Consider the following 20,268-nt stretch of genomic DNA (forward strand, 5'->3'; position numbering starts at 1 on the left):
AACGGATAAAAGGTACTCCGGGGATAACAGGCTGATACCGCCCAAGAGTTCATATCGACGGCGGTGTTTGGCACCTCGATGTCGGCTCATCACATCCTGGGGCTGAAGCCGGTCCCAAGGGTATGGCTGTTCGCCATTTAAAGTGGTACGCGAGCTGGGTTTAGAACGTCGTGAGACAGTTCGGTCCCTATCTGCCGTGGACGTTTGAGATTTGAGAGGGGCTGCTCCTAGTACGAGAGGACCGGAGTGGACGAACCTCTGGTGTTCCGGTTGTCACGCCAGTGGCATTGCCGGGTAGCTATGTTCGGAAAAGATAACCGCTGAAAGCATCTAAGCGGGAAACTTGCCTCGAGATGAGATCTCACTGGAACCTTGAGTTCCCTAAAGGGCCGTCGAAGACTACGACGTTGATAGGTGGGGTGTGTAAGCGCTGTGAGGCGTTGAGCTAACCCATACTAATTGCCCGTGAGGCTTGACCATATAACACCCAAACAATTTGATGTTTGTGTGTCTAGTATACGAAGACCGCAACAGCCGAAAATCTGCAAGACTACAAACCAAGACATCACATACCCAATTCGGCGCAGCGTACCGCTCAACACGAGCAGCACGACGCACCACCCGAATTGCTTGACGACCATAGAGCATTGGAACCACCTGATCCCATACCGAACTCAGTAGTGAAACGATGCATCGCCGATGGTAGTGTGGGGTTTCCCCATGTGAGAGTAGGTCATCGTCAAGCTTCTAACACCAAACCCCCCATCTGCTTACGCAGATGGGGGGTTTGTATTTGGGGTTCTAAATACTTAGCGCGCCTTTGTAGGCAGTTTGCATGTGCGTCGTTATCATGCGTGCCTTGTCGCTCGGTAGGAAAAGTATGCTGCCTCTATTAAGACTTTTGCAAGATGGTCGCTTTCATTCGGGTGAGGCGCTTGGCCTGGCTTTGGGCGTCAGTAGGGCGGCTATTTGGAAGCAGCTGCAGATGATTGAGGCGGAGCTAGCTGTTTCGGTCCAGAAAGTTCGCGGCAGGGGTTATCGCCTGGAGGGCCCGCTAAAGCTGCTTAACGAAGAAGCGCTAAACACAGACGAAACCTTTCAGCCTTTCCCTATCAGCGTTCTACAGTCGGTCGACTCCACAAATGCAGAGGCGATGAGGCGCGTCACTGAGGGGCGTCCAGTGCCTTTTGTAATTCTCGCTGAGCGGCAAATGTCTGGACGAGGGCGCAGAGGGCGTAACTGGGTCAGCCCGTTTGGTGAGAACTTATATTACAGCCTAGCTTTGCGGGTTTCCGGCGGTGTTAAACAGATTGAAGGGCTCAGTTTGGTTGTCGGCTTAGCGCTATTGCGATCCTTAAAGGAGTTTGGTGTCAGTGCCGCGGGCCTTAAGTGGCCGAATGATGTGCTGGTGAATGGGCGGAAGGTGGCTGGGATCCTTTTAGAGTTATCAGGCGACCCTGCAGATGAATGCCACGTAGTCGTTGGTATTGGGGTCAACGTAAATATGCTGGCTGCAAATAGTGCGATTGATCAGCCATGGACCTCCATGCGTGCTGAGCTGAAAAAATATGTTGATCGCAACAAGCTAGTTAGCGCTTTGAATCTGCAAATGGCCGCATATTTAAAACAACATGAAAGTCATGGCTTTGCTTCGCTTAAAGATGAGTGGCAAAGCTGCCATTTGTGGCAGGGGAAAAGAGTTGTTCTGGCGGCAGGTTCCCAGCTAATTGATGGTGTGGTTGTGGGAGTCGAGGCCACTGGCGCTATTCGTATGTTGGTAGATGGCGAGGAGCGCAGCTTTAGCGGTGGCGAACTCAGCTTGAGGTTGCGAAATGATTCTTGAGCTGGACTGTGGGAACAGTTTCATAAAATGGCGTGTGTTGGGTTCTGATGGAATCGCCTCCTATGGTGGTGTCGTCGGCTCTGATGAACAGCTTATGCAAGTGCTTCAGGGTGGAGATTTTGCTCTTCGGGCTTGTCGTCTCGTCAGTGTAAGAACAGATGAAGAAACAGCGTCTTTGGTAGCGGCGCTGAATGCATCTTTTGCTTTGAGTTGTGTCAGTGCGCGCCCTGCGGTTGAGCTGGGAGGAGTAAGCAATGGGTACGAACAGTACGAGCGATTAGGGCTAGATCGGTGGCTTGCTGTGGTAGGGGCGTATAATCGGGCTCGGGGCGCTTGTCTGGTGCTGGATCTAGGGACTGCGGTTACTGCCGATTTCGTCGATGTACAGGGCTTGCATCTGGGCGGCTACATTTGCCCTGGAATGCCGTTAATGCGAAGCCAGCTTTGTGCCCATACTCGACGTATCCGTTATGACACCCTAGTTGCTGAGCGCGCTCTTGATACGATGGCGCCAGGCCGGTCAACCGGTGAAGCAGTGGAGCGCGGATGTGCTTTGATGCTGCAGGGTTTTGTCAGTGCCCAGCTGGAGTTGGCTCGCGATTATCTTGGGGTGTCTTTCAGGATTTTTTTAACCGGCGGAGATGCTCCATTGGTTGCAGAAATGCTTCCTGAAGCATGTGTGGTGCCGGATCTAGTGTTTGCCGGCCTAGCAATTGCTTGTCCGTTGAGTTGAGGTTTATCAATGCGTTGGCTGTTTTTATTATTTGTGGTGCTTAATCTCTTTTACTATGTTTGGCACCAGCAACAAGCTCCGCTGCGCGCTAAAGAAATCACCCCCATGACGATTCAGGGCGGTAAGAGTGATATCCGTTTGTTGAGCGAGTCCGAAGTGCAGGAGCGTCGTCCTGCTCCTTCGGCTGAGGCTCAGGAGGCGGTATGCCTTTTCCTGGGGAGTTTCGAGCGTGAGGCTGACGCCTCGCAGATTGAACAGCGCTTATTGAGTCTCGATATCCAATCGCGCGTACAGTCGGTAGATGCGGCGGGAGGAGTCGATTATTGGGTCTACCTTGCTCCTCTGGCTTCGAGGCAAGCCTCCTTGCGGCAGCTGAAGGAGTTGCAGGCTCGAAAGATCGATAGCTACATCATCACTCAAGGCGATTTGGCCAATGGTATTTCCCTGGGCATATTTCCACGAAATGATTCGGCTGAAAGTGTCATGCAGCGTTTGCGAACCGCAGGTTACGAGCCTGCAATGCGTGAGTTGCCGCGCGCTCAGCGGAGTTATTGGATACGGATTGCGCCTGAAAGCCGGCGTCTCGCGGACGATTATCTGTTGGGGCAGCTCGCCTCGGACTTCGATGGCTTAGAGCATCAATTAATGCCATGCGAAGGCATTGCAACGCCTCGTTAGAACGCATAGAATGGCGCCCGCTCCGCAGGCAGGTTTCATTGTTGTATCTGCGAAGCAGCTGTCAGTACAGCTAACCTCAGGTTTTTAATGAGAAAATGCTTGACAGTAGGGTGGCATGCAAAGAGAATGCCGCCTCCTTTTGGAGGGATTCCCGAGTGGCCAAAGGGATCAGACTGTAAATCTGACGTCATCGACTTCGAAGGTTCGAATCCTTCTCCCTCCACCAGATTTAGCGTGAGCTGCAAGCTCCGCGGGTATAGTTCAGTGGTAGAACCTCAGCCTTCCAAGCTGATGATGCGGGTTCGATTCCCGCTACCCGCTCCAGTATTGCTGGTTGCGCAATGTGTAACGCTCATGTAGCTCAGCTGGTAGAGCACACCCTTGGTAAGGGTGAGGTCAGCGGTTCGAGTCCGCTCATGAGCTCCATTTAATAAAGGCAGATATGTGAGTATCTGCCTTTGTTTTAATGGTGATACGACTTGCTAAATTCCTCGCTGGGAGACGGTCAAAATGGCTAAAGAAAAGTTTGAACGTAATAAGCCGCACGTCAACGTAGGCACTATCGGTCACGTTGATCACGGTAAAACCACTCTGACTGCAGCGTTGACCAAGGTGTGTGCCGAGGCTTTCGGTGGCGCCATTCGTGACTTCGCTCAGATCGACAGCGCGCCGGAAGAAAAAGCTCGTGGTATCACGATCAATACTTCCCACGTTGAGTACGATTCCAACATCCGTCACTACGCACACGTAGACTGCCCGGGCCACGCTGACTATGTGAAGAACATGATCACTGGTGCTGCGCAGATGGATGGCGCGATCCTGGTTTGCTCCGCTGCTGACGGCCCGATGCCGCAGACTCGCGAACACATCCTGCTGTCCCGTCAGGTAGGCGTTCCTTACATCGTGGTCTTCCTGAACAAGGCTGACATGGTGGATGACGCTGAGCTGCTGGAACTGGTTGAGATGGAAGTGCGCGACCTGCTGTCCGCCTATGACTTCCCGGGCGACGACACCCCGATCGTAATCGGTTCGGCGCTGATGGCTCTGAACGGCCAGGACGACAACGAGATGGGTACCTCTGCCGTGCGCAAGCTGGTTGAGACTCTGGACACCTACATCCCGGATCCAATCCGTGTTGTTGACAAGCCGTTCCTGATGCCTGTTGAAGACGTGTTCTCGATCTCCGGTCGCGGTACTGTGGTAACTGGTCGTATCGAGCGTGGCGTCATCAAGATCCAGGAAGAAGTCGAGATCGTTGGTCTGCGCGACACCGTCAAGACCATCTGTACGGGTGTTGAGATGTTCCGCAAGCTGCTCGACGAAGGTCGTGCTGGCGAGAACTGCGGTATCCTGCTGCGCGGCACCAAGCGTGACGACGTTGAGCGTGGTCAGGTTCTGGCCAAGCCAGGCAGCGTTAAGCCGCACACCAAGTTCGAAGCAGAAGTGTACGTGCTGAGCAAAGAAGAAGGCGGTCGTCACACTCCGTTCTTCAAAGGCTACCGTCCACAGTTCTACTTCCGCACTACCGACGTAACCGGTAACTGCGAACTGCCGGAAGGCGTTGAAATGGTAATGCCGGGCGACAACATCAAGATGGTTGTTACCCTGATCAAGTCGATCGCCATGGAAGATGGTCTGCGTTTCGCGATTCGCGAAGGCGGCCGTACCGTTGGTGCCGGCGTGGTTGCCAAGATCATCGAGTAATCGATTGATCTGTCCCTGTCAGGTCGGCATAATGGTCGGCCTGATTTTTGTTCTAGGTCAGTAGCTCAATTGGCAGAGCGGCGGTCTCCAAAACCGCAGGTTGGGGGTTCGATTCCCTCCTGACCTGCCATTTTCTAACGAATTTGGCGTGTCTTCTCACAGGATCCTCGTACATGAATGTCAAGACTGAAGCCAAAGAATCTCGCTTCGATCTGCTCAAGTGGCTGGTTGTTGCTGCCCTTGTGATCGTGGGTGTGGTTGGTAATCAGTACTTCTCTGCCGAGCCGATCCTGTACCGTGTCTTGGCCTTGCTGGTAATTGCCATTGTTGCAGGCTTTGTCGCGTTGCAAACCTCGAAGGGGCAGTCCTTCTTCGTGCTGGCAAAAGAAGCGCGCGTCGAGATTCGTAAAGTCGTTTGGCCGACCCGCCAGGAGACTACGCAGACCACGTTGATTGTGGTGGCTGTTGTTTTGGTTATGGCGTTGTTGCTGTGGGGGCTCGATTCCCTGCTGGGTTGGCTGGTTTCGTTGATTGTAGGCTAAAGGTGTCCCGTGGCTAAGCGTTGGTACGTTGTGCATGCTTACTCGGGTTACGAGAAGCATGTTATGCGCTCGTTAATCGAGCGGGTAAAGCTCGCTGGTATGGAAGACGGTTTTGGCGAAATTCTGGTTCCTACCGAAGAAGTGGTAGAGATGCGGAATGGTCAGAAGCGCAAAAGCGAGCGAAAATTCTTTCCTGGTTATGTCCTGGTGCAGATGGACATGAACGAAGGGACTTGGCACTTGGTCAAGGATACCCCTCGTGTCATGGGCTTTATCGGTGGTACAGCCGACAAGCCTGCGCCTATTACCGACAAGGAAGCGGATGCGATTCTGCGGCGCGTGGCTGATAGTGGTGACAAGCCCAAGCCGAAGACGTTGTTTGAGCCGGGTGAAATGGTGCGCGTGACCGACGGTCCGTTCGCAGATTTCAGCGGTGTGGTTGAAGAAGTGAATTACGAGAAGAGCCGCATCCAGGTGGCGGTGACCATCTTTGGTCGCTCGACGCCGGTCGAGCTGGAGTTTAGTCAGGTCGAGAAGGCATAACTGACACAAGCATCCCTTACCCCGCAGCCCTAGGCTGCGGGGTTTTGTCGTCACTGGGATAAATAGGTAATAACCGGGGAGCCGAAAGGCGCTAGCACCCGTAATTGGAGTAGCTCATGGCTAAGAAGATAACGGCTTATATCAAGCTGCAAGTTAAGGCTGCACAGGCCAACCCAAGTCCTCCCGTCGGCCCTGCTTTGGGTCAGCACGGCGTGAACATCATGGAATTCTGCAAGGCGTTCAACGCTAAGACCCAGGGCATGGAACCTGGTCTGCCGACTCCAGTGATCATCACTGTTTATAGCGACCGTAGCTTTACCTTTGAAACCAAAAGCACCCCTGCCTCGGTCCTGCTGAAGAAGGCCGCCGGCTTGACCAGCGGTTCGGCCCGCCCGAACACCGTCAAGGTAGGTACCGTGACTCGCGCCCAGCTCGAAGAGATCGCGAAAACTAAAAACGCTGATCTGACTGCAGCTGATCTGGACGCTGCCGTGCGCACTATCGCCGGCTCCGCTCGCAGCATGGGCCTCAACGTGGAGGGTGTGTAATGGCTAAGTTGACTAAGCGCCAGAAGGCAATCGCAGCAAAGGTTGAGCCCGGTAAGGCTTACAACTTCACTGATGCTGCCGTTCTGCTGGCGGAGATCTCGGCAGTAAAGTTTGCCGAATCCATTGATATCGCCATCAACCTTGGCGTCGACCCACGTAAGTCGGATCAAGTCGTGCGTGGCGCTACCGTGCTGCCGAACGGCACCGGCAAGAGCGTTCGCGTTGCAGTATTCACCCAGGGCCCTGGCGCTGAAGCTGCCTTGGCTGCCGGTGCTGACCGCGTTGGTATGGACGATCTAGCTGCCGAAATGAAAGGCGGCGATCTGAACTATGACGTGGTTATCGCATCTCCGGATGCCATGCGCGTTGTTGGTCAGCTGGGTCAGGTTCTCGGTCCTCGCGGCCTGATGCCGAACCCGAAGGTCGGTACCGTTACCCCTGACGTGGCTACTGCCGTGAAGAACGCCAAGGCCGGTCAGGTGCGTTTCCGTACTGACAAGAACGGCATCATCCACACTTCCGTTGGCAAGGTTGGCTTCGAAGCCGACAAGCTGAAGCAGAACGTGGAAGCGCTGATCTCCGATCTGAAGCGCCTGAAGCCTTCGACATCCAAAGGCATTTACGTCAAGCGCGTGACCCTGAGCACCACCATGGGTCCAGGTCTGATCATCGACCAAGCATCGCTCGACGCGTAATAAGCGGCTGATCGAAGTGATTCGGTCAGCCTGAAAAATTGGGGTCCCTGCCTGGCGGGGGCTATCCAAGACCGTAGGTGGCGCAAGCCTTAAACCCGGAGAGCAATCTCCTCACCTACGCAGATGGTGCTCCCGATTCTTACCGAATCAGACACCAAAACGCCGTCCAGCCCCGGTTGGACGAAACGGTAATATCCAGGAGTAAACCCGTGGCAATTAAACTCGAAGACAAGAAAGCCATCGTCGCTGAAGTCAACGAGGCTGCCAAAGCTGCCCTGTCTGCTGTCGTGGCTGATGCCCGTGGCGTGACCGTAGCTGCTATGACCGGACTCCGTAAAGAGGCCCGTGCTTCAGGTGTGTACGTGAAAGTCGTGCGTAACACCCTGCTGCGCCGCGCCGTTGAAGGCACTCAATATGACGTGCTCAGCGACGTGTTCAAAGGCCCGACCCTTATCGCCTTCTCCAATGAACATCCGGGTGCTGCTGCCCGTATCTTCAAAGAGTTCGCCAAGGGTCAGGACAAGTTCGAAATCAAGGCAGCTGCGTTCGAGGGTCAGTTCCTCGCAGCCAACCAGATCGACGTACTGGCAACCTTGCCAACTTACAACGAAGCAATTTCTCAGCTGATGAGCGTGATTCAAGGCGCTACCAGTAAGTTCGTTCGTACTTTGGCAGCTGTTCGCGACCAGAAAGAATCCGCTGCCGCCTAAGGCGCAGTTCTCTCTCGCACATTTGTTTAATTTGATGGCCGCGAAGGCTGTCCACTAAATACAGGAATTAGAGTCATGGCTCTGTCTAACGAAGACATCATCGAAGCAATCGGCCAGAAAACCGTTCTGGAAGTTGTTGAACTGATCAAGGCAATGGAAGAGAAGTTCGGCGTATCGGCAGCTGCCGCTGCTGGCCCGGCTGCTGCTGTAGCTGCTGTTGCTGAAGAGCAAACCGAGTTCAACGTTATTCTGGTTGAAGCCGGCGAGAAGAAAGTAAACGTGATCAAGGCTGTTCGCGAGCTGACCGGTCTGGGCTTGAAAGAAGCCAAGGCAGTGGTTGACGGCGCTCCTGGCGTTGTCAAGGAAGGCGTTTCGAAGGACGAAGCTGCAGCTGCAGTCAAGGCCCTGGAAGAAGCTGGCGCCAAAGTCGAGCTCAAGTAAGCGACGACCTTGCGTCTACAGCCGGAGCGACTCGCGTAAGGCTGATGGCTGGTGGCTTTTGCCACCGGCCTTTTTCCGTTCTAGATCGGCTATTCGTAGCCCCCATCGCTGAACGTGAATACCCGCCCGCCGTGGCGGCGCAAACCTAGGGTTTGCAAGAGTTTCTGGCAACTCCCGTCGGAGGGGCCAAATAAGCAGGTGACCAAGCTGGGGAACGCTGATGGCTTACTCATACACTGAGAAAAAACGTATCCGCAAGGACTTTAGCAAGTTGCCGGATGTCATGGATGTGCCTTATCTCCTGGCCATCCAGCTGGATTCGTATCGCGAATTCCTGCAGGCAGGGGCGACCAAGGACCAGTTCCGCGACATCGGCCTGCATGCGGCCTTCAAGTCTGTTTTCCCGATCATCAGCTACTCCGGCAATGCTGCGCTGGAGTATGTCGGTTATCGCCTGGGCGAGCCGGCTTTCGATGTCAAAGAATGCGTATTGCGGGGCGTTACATTCGCCGTGCCGCTGCGAGTAAAAGTGCGCCTGATCATTTTCGACAAAGAATCGTCGAACAAAGCGATCAAGGACATTAAAGAGCAAGAAGTTTACATGGGGGAAATCCCCCTGATGACCGAGAACGGTACCTTCGTGATCAACGGTACCGAGCGCGTTATCGTTTCCCAGCTGCACCGCTCCCCAGGCGTGTTCTTCGACCACGACCGCGGCAAGACCCACAGCTCCGGTAAGTTGCTGTACTCCGCGCGGATCATTCCGTACCGCGGCTCCTGGTTGGACTTCGAGTTCGACCCGAAGGATGCCGTGTTCGTGCGTATCGACCGTCGTCGCAAGCTGCCGGCTTCCGTGCTGCTGCGCGCGCTGGGCTATAGCACTGAAGAAGTGCTGGACGCGTTCTATGCGACCAACGTTTTCCACGTTAAGGGCGAATCCCTCAACTTGGAGCTGGTTCCGCAGCGTCTGCGCGGTGAAATCGCCGTCCTCGACATCAAGGACGAAAAAGGCAAGGTCATCGTTGAGCAGGGCCGCCGCATCACTGCGCGCCATATCAACCAGTTGGACAAGTCCGGCATCAAAGAGCTGGAAGTGCCAATCGACTACCTGATCGGTCGCACTACAGCTAAAGCCATCGTGCACCCGGCCACCGGCGAAATCATCGCCGAGTGCAACACCGAGCTGAACCCGGAGATCCTGGCCAAGGTGGTCAAGGCTCAGGTCGTGCGCATCGAGACGCTGTACACCAACGACATCGATTGCGGTCCGTTCATCTCCGATACGCTGAAGATCGACAGCACCACCAATCAGTTGGAAGCGCTGGTCGAGATCTACCGCATGATGCGTCCTGGCGAGCCGCCAACCAAGGATGCTGCCGAGACCCTGTTCAACAACCTGTTCTTCAGCGCCGAGCGTTACGACCTGTCTGCCGTAGGCCGGATGAAGTTCAACCGTCGTATCGGTCGCACCGAGATCGAAGGTTCGGGCGTGCTGAGTAAGGAAGATATCGTCGAGGTTCTCAAGACCCTGGTCGACATCCGTAACGGCAAAGGCATCGTCGACGACATCGACCACCTGGGTAACCGTCGCGTCCGCTGCGTCGGCGAAATGGCCGAGAACCAGTTCCGTGTTGGCCTGGTACGTGTTGAGCGTGCGGTCAAAGAGCGTCTGTCGATGGCTGAAAGCGAAGGCCTGATGCCACAGGACCTGATCAACGCCAAGCCGGTTGCGGCGGCGGTGAAAGAGTTCTTCGGTTCCAGCCAGCTCTCGCAGTTCATGGACCAGAACAACCCGCTCTCCGAGATCACCCACAAGCGCCGTGTTTCGGCTCTTGGCCCGGGCGGCCTGACCCGTGAGCGCGCCGGCTTCGAAGTCCGTGACGTACACCCGACCCATTACGGCCGTGTGTGCCCGATCGAGACCCCGGAAGGTCCGAACATCGGTCTGATCAACTCCCTGGCAGCCTATGCTCGCACCAACCAGTACGGCTTCCTCGAGAGCCCGTACCGTGTAGTAAAGGACACACTGGTTACCGACGAAATCGTCTTCCTGTCCGCCATCGAAGAGGCCGATCACGTGATCGCCCAGGCTTCGGCGACCATGAACGACAAAGGTCAGTTGGTCGACGAGTTGGTGGCCGTACGTCACCTCAACGAGTTCACCGTTAAAGCACCTGAAGACGTCACCCTGATGGACGTATCGCCCAAGCAGGTCGTTTCGGTTGCCGCTTCGTTGATTCCGTTCCTCGAGCACGACGACGCCAACCGTGCGTTGATGGGTTCGAACATGCAGCGTCAGGCTGTACCGACTCTGCGTGCTGACAAGCCGCTGGTCGGCACCGGCATGGAGCGCAACGTGGCGCGCGATTCCGGCGTTTGCGTCGTGGCTCGCCGTGGTGGTGTGATCGACTCGGTCGATGCCAGCCGTATCGTGGTTCGCGTGAATGATGATGAAGTCGAAACCGGTGAAGCCGGTGTCGACATCTACAACCTGACCAAGTACACCCGCTCCAACCAGAACACCTGCATCAACCAGCGTCCGCTGGTGAGCAAGGGTGATCAGGTCGAGCGCAGCGACATCCTGGCCGACGGCCCGTCCACCGACATGGGTGAGCTGGCTCTGGGTCAGAACATGCGCGTCGCGTTCATGCCGTGGAACGGTTACAATTTCGAAGACTCCATCCTCCTGTCGGAGCGTGTGGTTCAGGAAGATCGCTTCACCACGATCCACATTCAGGAACTGACCTGTGTGGCCCGTGACACCAAGCTCGGCTCGGAAGAAATCACCTCCGACATCCCGAACGTGGGTGAGTCCGCGCTGAACAAGCTGGACGAAGCAGGCATCGTGTATGTCGGTGCTGAAGTGGGCGCAGGCGACATTCTGGTTGGCAAGGTCACGCCGAAAGGCGAAACCCAGCTGACTCCGGAAGAGAAGCTGTTGCGTGCGATCTTCGGTGAGAAGGCGTCCGACGTTAAGGACACCTCCCTGCGCGTGCCAACTGGCACCAAGGGCACTGTCATCGACGTACAGGTCTTCACCCGTGACGGCGTCGAGCGTGATGCACGTGCTCTGTCGATCGAGAAGAGCCAGCTCGACGAGATCCGCAAGGATCTGAACGAAGAGTTCCGCATCGTTGAAGGTGCGACCTTCGAGCGTCTGCGTTCCGCTTTGGTAGGCAAGAAAGCCGAAGGTGGTGCAGGCCTGAAGAAGGGTGCAGAAATCACCGACGAGTTCCTCGACGGCCTCGAGCGTGGCCAGTGGTTCAAGCTGCGCATGGCTGACGATGCCCTGAACGAGCAGTTGGAAAAGGCTCAGGCCTACATCTCCGACCGCCGCCAGATGCTCGACGACAAGTTCGAAGACAAGAAGCGCAAACTGCAGCAGGGCGATGACCTGGCGCCAGGCGTGCTGAAGATAGTCAAGGTTTACCTGGCCATCCGCCGTCGCATCCAGCCGGGCGACAAGATGGCTGGTCGTCACGGTAACAAGGGTGTGGTCTCGGTGATTATGCCGGTCGAAGACATGCCGCACGACGTCAACGGTACGCCGGTCGACATCGTCCTCAATCCGCTGGGCGTACCGTCGCGTATGAACGTCGGACAGATCCTCGAAACCCACCTGGGCCTTGCAGCCAAAGGTCTGGGCGAGAAGATCAATCGCATGCTCGAAGAGCAGCGCAAGGTTGCTGAGCTGCGCAAGTTCATGCAGCAGATCTACAACGAGATCGGCGGTCGTCAGGAAAGTCTGGAGGAGCTGAGCGATCAGGAAATCCTCAACCTGGCGAAGAACCTGCGTGGCGGTGTGCCGATGGCCACTCCAGTGTTCGACGGTGCCAAGGAAAGTGAAATCAAGGCCATGCTGAAGCTGGCAGATCTGCCGGAAAGCGGCCAGATGCGCCTGATCGACGGCCGGACGGGCAACCAGTTCGAGCGTCCGACTACCGTTGGCTACATGTACATGCTGAAACTGAACCACCTGGTGGACGACAAGATGCACGCGCGTTCCACGGGTTCCTACAGCCTGGTTACCCAGCAGCCGCTGGGTGGTAAGGCGCAGTTCGGTGGTCAGCGCTTCGGTGAGATGGAGGTCTGGGCTCTGGAAGCTTACGGCGCCGCCTACACCCTGCAGGAAATGCTGACCGTGAAGTCGGACGACGTGAACGGCCGTACCAAGATGTACAAAAACATCGTGGACGGTGATCACCGTATGGAGCCGGGCATGCCCGAGTCCTTCAACGTACTGATCAAAGAGATCCGTTCGCTGGGTATCGACATCGATCTGGAAACCGAATAACACGTGACGCGAATCGAGAGCGGGGCTGTATGGCCCGCTCTCTGCTCCGCCAGGAGGAAAGGCCTTGAAAGACCTACTGAATTTGCTGAAAAACCAGGGTCAAGTCGAAGAGTTCGATGCCATTCGCATCGGCCTTGCTTCGCCTGAGATGATCCGTTCGTGGTCGTTCGGTGAAGTTAAAAAGCCGGAAACCATCAACTACCGTACGTTCAAACCTGAGCGTGACGGCCTGTTCTGCGCCAAGATCTTTGGCCCGGTAAAGGATTACGAGTGCCTGTGCGGGAAGTACAAGCGCTTGAAGCATCGCGGCGTGATCTGCGAGAAGTGTGGCGTTGAAGTTGCACTGGCCAAGGTTCGTCGTGAGCGCATGGCGCACATCGAACTGGCTTCGCCGGTTGCCCACATCTGGTTCCTCAAGTCGCTGCCAAGCCGTATCGGTTTGCTGATGGACATGACCCTGCGTGATATCGAACGCGTTCTCTACTTCGAGAGCTATGTCGTTATCGACCCGGGCATGACCACCCTTGAAAAAGGCCAGTTGCTGAACGACGAGCAATACTTCGAAGCCCTCGAAGAGTTCGGTGATGACTTCGATGCCCGCATGGGTGCCGAGGCCGTTCGCGAACTGCTGCACGCGATCGACCTGGAGCACGAGATTGGCCGTCTGCGCGAAGAGATTCCGCAAACCAACTCGGAAACCAAGATCAAGAAGCTGTCCAAGCGTCTGAAGCTGATGGAGGCCTTCCTCGGCTCCGGCAACCTGCCTGAGTGGATGGTGTTGACCGTTCTGCCGGTTCTGCCGCCAGATCTGCGTCCGCTGGTTCCGCTCGACGGTGGCCGCTTCGCGACTTCGGATCTGAACGATCTGTATCGCCGCGTGATCAACCGTAACAACCGCCTTAAGCGCCTGCTCGATCTGTCCGCACCGGACATCATCGTGCGCAACGAAAAGCGCATGCTGCAGGAAGCGGTCGACGCCCTGCTCGACAACGGCCGTCGCGGTCGCGCCATCACTGGCTCGAACAAGCGTCCGCTGAAATCCTTGGCTGACATGATAAAGGGTAAGCAAGGTCGTTTCCGTCAGAACCTGCTCGGTAAGCGCGTGGACTACTCCGGTCGTTCCGTTATTACCGTGGGCCCGACTCTGCGTCTGCACCAGTGCGGTCTGCCGAAGAAGATGGCTCTCGAGCTGTTCAAGCCGTTCATTTTCGGCAAGCTGGAAATGCGTGGTCTCGCGACTACCATCAAGGCCGCCAAGAAGATGGTCGAACGCGAGCTGCCAGAGGTGTGGGACGTTCTCGCCGAAGTGATTCGCGAACACCCAGTGCTGCTCAACCGTGCACCAACCCTTCACCGTCTGGGCATCCAGGCGTTTGAACCGGTTCTGATCGAAGGTAAAGCGATTCAGCTGCACCCGCTGGTCTGCGCCGCGTACAACGCCGACTTCGACGGTGACCAGATGGCCGTGCACGTACCGCTGACGCTGGAAGCCCAGCTGGAAGCGCGCGCACTGATGATGTCGACCAACAACATCCTGTCGCCTGCCAACGGTGAGCCAATCATCGTCCCTTCGCAGGACGTGGTACTGGGTCTGTATTACATGACCCGCGAAGCGATCAACGCCAAAGGCGAAGGCCGCGTATTTGCCGACCTGCAGGAAGTTGACCGGGTATTCCGCGGTGGTGAAGCCTCGCTGCATGCCAAGGTCAAGGTGCGCATCAATGAGGTCATTCGTGACCGCGATGGCACCATCACCAAGAACACCCGTATCGTCGACACTACCGTCGGCCGTGCGCTGCTGTTCCAGATCGTGCCGGATGGCCTGTCCTACGACGTGGTCAACCAGCCGATGAAGAAGAAGGCGATCTCCAAGCTGATCAACCAGTGCTACCGTACCGTTGGCCTGAAGGACACCGTGATCTTCGCTGACCAGCTGATGTACACCGGTTTCGCCTATTCGACCATCTCCGGTGTGTCGATCGGCGTGAACGACTTCGTCATCCCGGATGAGAAGGCGCGCATCATTGACGCCGCCACCGAGGAAGTTAAAGAGATCGAATCGCAGTACGCCTCCGGCCTGGTAACCCAGGGCGAGAAGTACAACAAGGTGATCGACCTCTGGTCCAAGGCCAACGACGAAGTGTCGAAGGCGATGATGGCCAACCTGTCGAAGGAGTCCGTCGTCGATCGCGAGGGCAAGACCGTCGAGCAGGAGTCGTTCAACTCCATGTACATGATGGCCGACTCCGGTGCGCGGGGTTCTGCTGCGCAGATCCGTCAGCTCGCTGGTATGCGTGGTCTGATGGCTAAGCCGGACGGCTCGATCATCGAAACGCCGATCACCGCGAACTTCCGCGAAGGTCTGTCGGTTCTGCAGTACTTCATCTCCACGCACGGTGCTCGTAAGGGTCTTGCGGATACCGCGTTGAAAACCGCGAACTCCGGTTACCTGACTCGCCGTCTGGTAGACGTGGCGCAGGATCTGGTTGTGACCGCCATCGATTGCGGTACCGAGCAAGGTCTGCTGATGACGCCGCACATCGAAGGCGGCGACGTGGTCGAGCCTTTGGGTGAGCGCGTACTGGGTCGAGTGATCGCCCGTGACGTGTTCAAGCCGGGTACCGACGAAGTCATCGTGCCGGCTGGCACGCTGGTTGACGAACAGTGGGTTGAGTTCATCGAGCTGAACAGCGTCGACGAAGTGATCGTACGTTCGCCAATCAGCTGTGAAACCCGCTACGGCATCTGTGCCAAGTGCTACGGTCGCGACCTGGCTCGTGGTCACCAGATCAACATCGGTGAAGCGGTCGGCGTTATCGCTGCCCAGTCGATCGGTGAGCCGGGTACTCAGCTGACCATGCGTACGTTCCACATCGGTGGTGCCGCTAGCCGGACCTCGGCTGCCGACAGCGTGCAAGTGAAGAACGGTGGTGCGGTTCGTCTGCACAACCTCAAGCACGTCGAGCGCCTGGACGGCAATCTGGTCGCGGTATCGCGTTCCGGCGAGTTGGCGATTGCCGACGAGTTCGGTCGTGAGCGTGAACGCTACAAGCTGCCGTACGGCGCCGTGATCTCGGTGAAGGAAGGCGACAAAGTCGACGCTGGCGCCATCGTTGCCAAGTGGGACCCGCACACCCACCCGATCGTTACCGAAATGAAAGGTACCGTGACCTACGTGGGTATGGAAGAAGGCATCACCATCAAGCGTCAGACCGACGAACTGACCGGCCTGACCAACATCGAAGTCCTCGATCCGAAGGACCGTCCGGCTGCCGGCAAGGACATCCGTCCTGCGGTGAAGATGGTTGGCGAAGATGGCAAGGATTTGCTGCTGCCAGGTACCGACGTACCGGCTCAGTACTTCCTGCCGGCAAACGCCCTGGTAGGTGTGGCGAACGGTGCTCAGGTGGGCGTGGGTGATGTTATCGCCCGTATCCCGCAAGAGACTTCCAAGACCCGCGACATTACCGGTGGTCTGCCGCGCGTTGCCGACCTGTTCGAAGCGCGTCGTCCGAAAGAAGCCTCGATCCTGGCGGAAATAAGCGGCACCATTTCCTTCGGTAAGGAGACCAAGGGCAAGCGTCGTCTGGTCATCACTCCTACTGATGGCAGCGATCCGTACGAAGAGCTGATTCCGAAGTGGCGTCACCTGAACGTGTTCGAAGGTGAGCAGGTCAACAAGGGTGAGGTCATCTCCGACGGCCCGAGCGATCCGCACGACATCCTGCGTCTGCTGGGTGTCAGCGCGCTAGCCAAGTACATCGTCAACGAGATTCAGGACGTGTACCGCCTGCAGGGTGTGAAGATCAACGACAAGCACATCGAAACCATCCTGCGTCAGATGTTGCGCAAGGTTGAAGTGGCAGAGTCGGGCGATTCCAGCTTCATCAAGGGCGACCAGATGGAACTGACCGCGGTACTCGGCGAGAACGAGCGTCTGGCAGCAGAAGACAAGTTCCTGGCCAAGTACACCCGCGTGCTGCTGGGTATCACCAAGGCGTCGTTGTCCACCGAGTCGTTCATTTCGGCGGCATCGTTCCAGGAAACCACCCGCGTTCTTACCGAGGCGGCGGTTACTGGCAAGCGTGACTTCCTGCGCGGCCTGAAGGAGAACGTAGTTGTGGGTCGTTTGATCCCGGCTGGTACCGGTCTGGCTTATCACAGCGAGCGCAAGCGTCGCCGTGAGGCTGACAAGCCGGTACGTGTCAGCGCCAGCGAAGTGGAAGCCGCTCTGACCGAAGCGTTGAACAGCAGTAATTGAGTGCAAAGCCCCGCTGTTTCGGCAGCGGGGCTTTGCCTTGACTGGGGGGCAGAGTCTCTTTAGACTCATGCACCCCTAAATTTGGCAGGGCATGTGCTCTGCCATTTTGCTTTTGTTGAAGATAAATAGCGTCGAAAGACAACAGTGGAGCTAGTAGATGGCAACTATCAACCAGCTGGTACGTCAGCCGCGTAAGCGTATCGTCGAGAAATCCGACGTACCTGCGCTGCAGAACTGCCCGCAGCGCCGTGGTGTGTGCACTCGCGTGTATACCACTACGCCGAAAAAACCTAACTCGGCACTGCGTAAAGTATGCCGTGTGCGTCTGACCAACGGTTTCGAGGTTTCCTCGTACATCGGTGGTGAAGGCCACAACCTGCAAGAGCACAGCGTGGTGCTGATTCGTGGCGGTCGCGTAAAGGACTTGCCAGGTGTTCGTTATCACACCGTTCGCGGTTCTTTGGATACTTCCGGCGTCAAGGGTCGTAACCAGGGTCGTTCGAAGTACGGTACCAAGCGTCCGAAGTAATCGGTGCTTGCGCTTAAATTGCAGTTTTCTATTTTTCTGAGTCGATAAGAGTAAGGTCGGGCGCCATCCTCGCGATGCAGTCCCGGGCTAACCTGAAGACCGTTTGAGGGCTTATCAAATGCCAAGACGTCGTGTAGCAGCCAAGCGCGAAGTGCTTGACGATCCAAAATACGGTAGCCAAATCCTGGCCAAGTTCATGAACCACGTAATGGAGAGCGGCAAGAAAGCCGTTGCCGAGCGTATCGTTTATGGCGCCCTGGATAAGGTTAAAGAGCGTAAGAACAGCGATCCCCTGGAAATCTTCGAGAAAGCTCTCGACGCCATCGCTCCGCTGGTCGAAGTGAAGTCGCGCCGTGTAGGCGGTGCTACTTACCAGGTTCCGGTCGAAGTTCGTCCGTCCCGTCGTAACGCTCTTGCCATGCGCTGGCTGGTAGATTTCGCCCGTAAGCGTGGCGAGAAGTCCATGGCTCTGCGCTTAGCTGGCGAGTTGTTGGATGCCGCGGAAGGCAAAGGCGCTGCAGTTAAGAAGCGTGAAGACGTGCACCGCATGGCAGAAGCCAACAAGGCTTTCTCGCACTACCGCTTCTAATTTTCGCGCTTCTAAATTTGCGAGGGCTTTATGGCTCGTACTACACCGATTAACCGCTACCGTAACATCGGTATCGTCGCTCACGTGGACGCGGGTAAAACCACGACCACCGAGCGTGTGCTTTTTTACACTGGCAAAAGCCACAAGATGGGCGAGGTGCATGACGGCGCCGCGACCACAGACTGGATGGTGCAGGAGCAGGAGCGTGGTATCACCATTACGTCTGCTGCCATTACCGCTTTCTGGAAAGGTTCCGAGAAGCAGTACAAGGATGAGCACCGTTTCAACGTCATCGATACCCCCGGCCACGTTGACTTCACCATCGAAGTTGAGCGTTCGCTGCGCGTACTCGACGGCGCTGTCGTTGTGTTCTGTGGTACCTCAGGCGTTGAGCCTCAGTCGGAAACCGTATGGCGTCAGGCCAACAAGTACGGCGTTCCCCGTCTTGTTTACGTCAACAAGATGGACCGTGCTGGCGCTAACTTCCTGCGCGTGATCGGTCAGATCAAGCAGCGTCTGGGTCACACTCCGGTGCCGATCCAGCTGGCTATCGGTTCCGAAGACAACTTCCAGGGTCAGATCGATCTGATCAACATGCAGGCTGTCTACTGGAACGATGCTGACAAGGGCATGGTTCCTGTTCGCAAGGACATTCCGGAAGAGTTGCTGGAAGAGGCCGAGAAGTGGCGCGGCAACATGGTCGAGGCTGCGGCCGAAGCCAATGAAGAGTTGATGAACAAGTACCTCGAAGGCGAAGAACTCACCATCGAGGAAATCAAGGGCGCTCTGCGTCAGCGTACTATCGCTGGTGAAATCGTTCTGGCTGTTTGCGGTTCGTCCTTCAAGAACAAGGGCGTTCCCCTGGTTCTCGACGCCGTTATCGACTTCCTGCCTGCGCCTACCGACATTCCAGCTATCAAGGGTTCCAACCCTGATAACGAGGAAGAGGAAATGGAGCGTCATGCAAGTGATGACGAGCCGTTTGCTGCGCTGGCGTTCAAGATCGCTACCGACCCATTCGTAGGAACTCTGACTTTCGTCCGTGTTTACTCGGGCGTGTTGGCCTCCGGCGACGGTGTGATCAACTCGGTTAAAGGCAAAAAAGAGCGCGTGGGTCGTATGGTGCAAATGCACGCAAACGCCCGCGAAGAGATCAAGGAAGTACGCGCTGGTGACATCGCGGCCTTGATCGGCATGAAGGACGTCACCACTGGCGAGACTCTGTGCAACGCTGACAAGCCAATCATCTTGGTTCGCATGGACTTCCCGGAGCCGGTTATTTCGGTTGCCGTAGAGCCTAAGACCAAGGACGACCAAGAAAAAATGGGTATCGCTCTGGGCAAGCTTGCTCAGGAGGATCCATCTTTCCGCGTCAAGACCGACGAAGAAACTGGCCAGACCATCATCTCCGGTATGGGCGAGTTGCACCTGGACATCCTGGTTGACCGGATGCGCCGTGAGTTCAACGTCGAGGCCAACATTGGTAAGCCTCAGGTTTCCTATCGTGAGCGCATCACGAAGAACTGTGAAATCGAAGGCAAGTTCGTTCGTCAGTCCGGTGGTCGTGGCCAGTTCGGCCATTGCTGGATCCGTTTTGCTCCTGCTGATGAAGGTCAGGAAGGTCTGCAATTCGTGAACGAAGTGGTTGGCGGTGTTGTTCCTAAGGAATACATCCCGGCGATCCAGAAGGGTATCGAAGAGCAGATGAAGAACGGCGTTGTTGCCGGTTATCCGCTGATCGGCCTGAAGGCTACCGTGTTCGATGGTTCCTACCATGACGTCGACTCCAACGAGATGGCGTTCAAGGTGGCTGCTTCCATGGCAACCAAGCAACTGGCCCAGAAGGGCGGTGGTGAGTTGCTCGAGCCGATCATGGCGGTAGAGGTTGTTACGCCTGAAGACTATATGGGTGACGTGATGGGCGACCTTAACCGCCGTCGCGGCATGATCTTGGGTATGGAAGACACGATCTCCGGCAAAGTAATTCGCGCCGAAGTTCCGCTGGGTGAGATGTTCGGTTATGCGACCGACGTCCGTTCCATGTCTCAGGGTCGCGCTAGCTACTCTATGGAATTCAAAAAATACAATACAGCTCCGTCGCACATCGTCGAATCTGTAACCAAAAAACAAGGCTGATTCAGCCCTTTAGGCAAGGAGT

Annotated in this window: 15 protein-coding genes, 4 tRNA genes and 2 rRNA genes (1 of these 21 cut by a window edge); all 21 read left to right on the forward strand. The window is 56.3% G+C overall.

Features of this window, described 5'->3' with window-relative positions; genetic code table 11:
• A 23S ribosomal RNA gene (locus ACX0MV_RS18010) occupies positions 1–480 on the forward strand (it extends 2,410 nt beyond the left edge of the window).
• 149 nt (positions 481–629) lie between these two features.
• A 5S ribosomal RNA gene (rrf, locus tag ACX0MV_RS18015) occupies positions 630–745 on the forward strand.
• Between the two features lie 135 nt (positions 746–880).
• Positions 881–1,843 carry a bifunctional biotin--[acetyl-CoA-carboxylase] ligase/biotin operon repressor BirA gene (birA, locus tag ACX0MV_RS18020; RefSeq protein WP_458983902.1) on the forward strand — a complete coding sequence of 321 codons (963 nt, stop codon included), beginning with the start codon at positions 881–883 and terminating at the stop codon, positions 1,841–1,843.
• Positions 1,833–2,576: a pantothenate kinase gene (locus ACX0MV_RS18025; RefSeq protein ID WP_458983903.1), complete on the forward strand. Its 744-nt coding sequence runs from the start codon at positions 1,833–1,835 to the stop codon at positions 2,574–2,576. Before birA ends, ACX0MV_RS18025 begins: the two co-directional genes overlap by 11 nt.
• 9 nt (positions 2,577–2,585) lie before the next feature.
• Positions 2,586–3,254, forward strand: a complete 669-nt coding sequence (locus ACX0MV_RS18030; RefSeq protein WP_458983904.1) for an SPOR domain-containing protein — start codon at positions 2,586–2,588, stop codon at positions 3,252–3,254.
• Between the two features lie 141 nt (positions 3,255–3,395).
• A tRNA-Tyr gene (locus ACX0MV_RS18035) sits at positions 3,396–3,480 on the forward strand.
• A 24-nt stretch (positions 3,481–3,504) separates the two neighbouring features.
• Positions 3,505–3,578, forward strand: a tRNA-Gly gene (locus ACX0MV_RS18040).
• A gap of 26 nt (positions 3,579–3,604) precedes the next feature.
• Positions 3,605–3,680, forward strand: a tRNA-Thr gene (locus ACX0MV_RS18045).
• A gap of 84 nt (positions 3,681–3,764) precedes the next feature.
• Entirely contained in the window at positions 3,765–4,958 is a 1,194-nt protein-coding gene (gene tuf, locus ACX0MV_RS18050) for an elongation factor Tu (protein WP_458983905.1), read from the forward strand.
• Between the two features lie 54 nt (positions 4,959–5,012).
• A tRNA-Trp gene (locus ACX0MV_RS18055) sits at positions 5,013–5,088 on the forward strand.
• A gap of 43 nt (positions 5,089–5,131) precedes the next feature.
• Complete coding sequence (gene secE / locus ACX0MV_RS18060) at positions 5,132–5,500, forward strand: preprotein translocase subunit SecE (protein ID WP_458983906.1); 369 nt, start codon at positions 5,132–5,134, stop codon at positions 5,498–5,500.
• A 9-nt stretch (positions 5,501–5,509) separates the two neighbouring features.
• The gene (gene nusG / locus ACX0MV_RS18065) at positions 5,510–6,043 is read left to right on the forward strand and encodes a transcription termination/antitermination protein NusG (protein WP_458983907.1); all 534 of its coding nucleotides are present in this window, start codon (positions 5,510–5,512) and stop codon (positions 6,041–6,043) included.
• Between the two features lie 116 nt (positions 6,044–6,159).
• The gene (rplK, locus tag ACX0MV_RS18070; RefSeq protein WP_458983908.1) at positions 6,160–6,591 is read left to right on the forward strand and encodes a 50S ribosomal protein L11; all 432 of its coding nucleotides are present in this window, start codon (positions 6,160–6,162) and stop codon (positions 6,589–6,591) included.
• A complete protein-coding gene (rplA, locus tag ACX0MV_RS18075) occupies positions 6,591–7,286 on the forward strand; it encodes a 50S ribosomal protein L1 (RefSeq protein ID WP_458983909.1) in 696 nt (231 codons plus the stop codon). The genes rplK and rplA overlap by 1 nt, the downstream gene beginning before the upstream one ends.
• Positions 7,287–7,495: 209 nt before the next feature.
• Entirely contained in the window at positions 7,496–7,996 is a 501-nt protein-coding gene (gene rplJ, locus ACX0MV_RS18080) for a 50S ribosomal protein L10 (RefSeq protein WP_458983910.1), read from the forward strand.
• Positions 7,997–8,071: 75 nt separating this feature from the next.
• Positions 8,072–8,437, forward strand: coding sequence for a 50S ribosomal protein L7/L12 (gene rplL / locus ACX0MV_RS18085; RefSeq protein ID WP_458983911.1), 366 nt, complete (start codon positions 8,072–8,074; stop codon positions 8,435–8,437).
• A 220-nt stretch (positions 8,438–8,657) separates the two neighbouring features.
• On the forward strand, positions 8,658–12,731 hold the full coding sequence (rpoB, locus tag ACX0MV_RS18090; protein WP_458983912.1) for a DNA-directed RNA polymerase subunit beta: 4,074 nt from the start codon (positions 8,658–8,660) through the stop codon (positions 12,729–12,731).
• Positions 12,732–12,795: 64 nt separating this feature from the next.
• Positions 12,796–16,992 (forward strand): DNA-directed RNA polymerase subunit beta', encoded by a 4,197-nt coding sequence (gene rpoC, locus ACX0MV_RS18095; protein ID WP_458983913.1) that lies wholly within the window; start codon positions 12,796–12,798, stop codon positions 16,990–16,992.
• A 157-nt stretch (positions 16,993–17,149) separates the two neighbouring features.
• Entirely contained in the window at positions 17,150–17,521 is a 372-nt protein-coding gene (gene rpsL / locus ACX0MV_RS18100) for a 30S ribosomal protein S12 (protein WP_003186084.1), read from the forward strand.
• A gap of 118 nt (positions 17,522–17,639) precedes the next feature.
• A complete protein-coding gene (rpsG, locus tag ACX0MV_RS18105; RefSeq protein ID WP_010490886.1) occupies positions 17,640–18,110 on the forward strand; it encodes a 30S ribosomal protein S7 in 471 nt (156 codons plus the stop codon).
• 30 nt (positions 18,111–18,140) lie between these two features.
• The gene (fusA, locus tag ACX0MV_RS18110; RefSeq protein ID WP_458983914.1) at positions 18,141–20,246 is read left to right on the forward strand and encodes an elongation factor G; all 2,106 of its coding nucleotides are present in this window, start codon (positions 18,141–18,143) and stop codon (positions 20,244–20,246) included.
• Positions 20,247–20,268: the final 22 nt, after the last annotated feature.

The sequence above is a fragment of the Pseudomonas cistanchae genome (assembly GCF_054483635.1).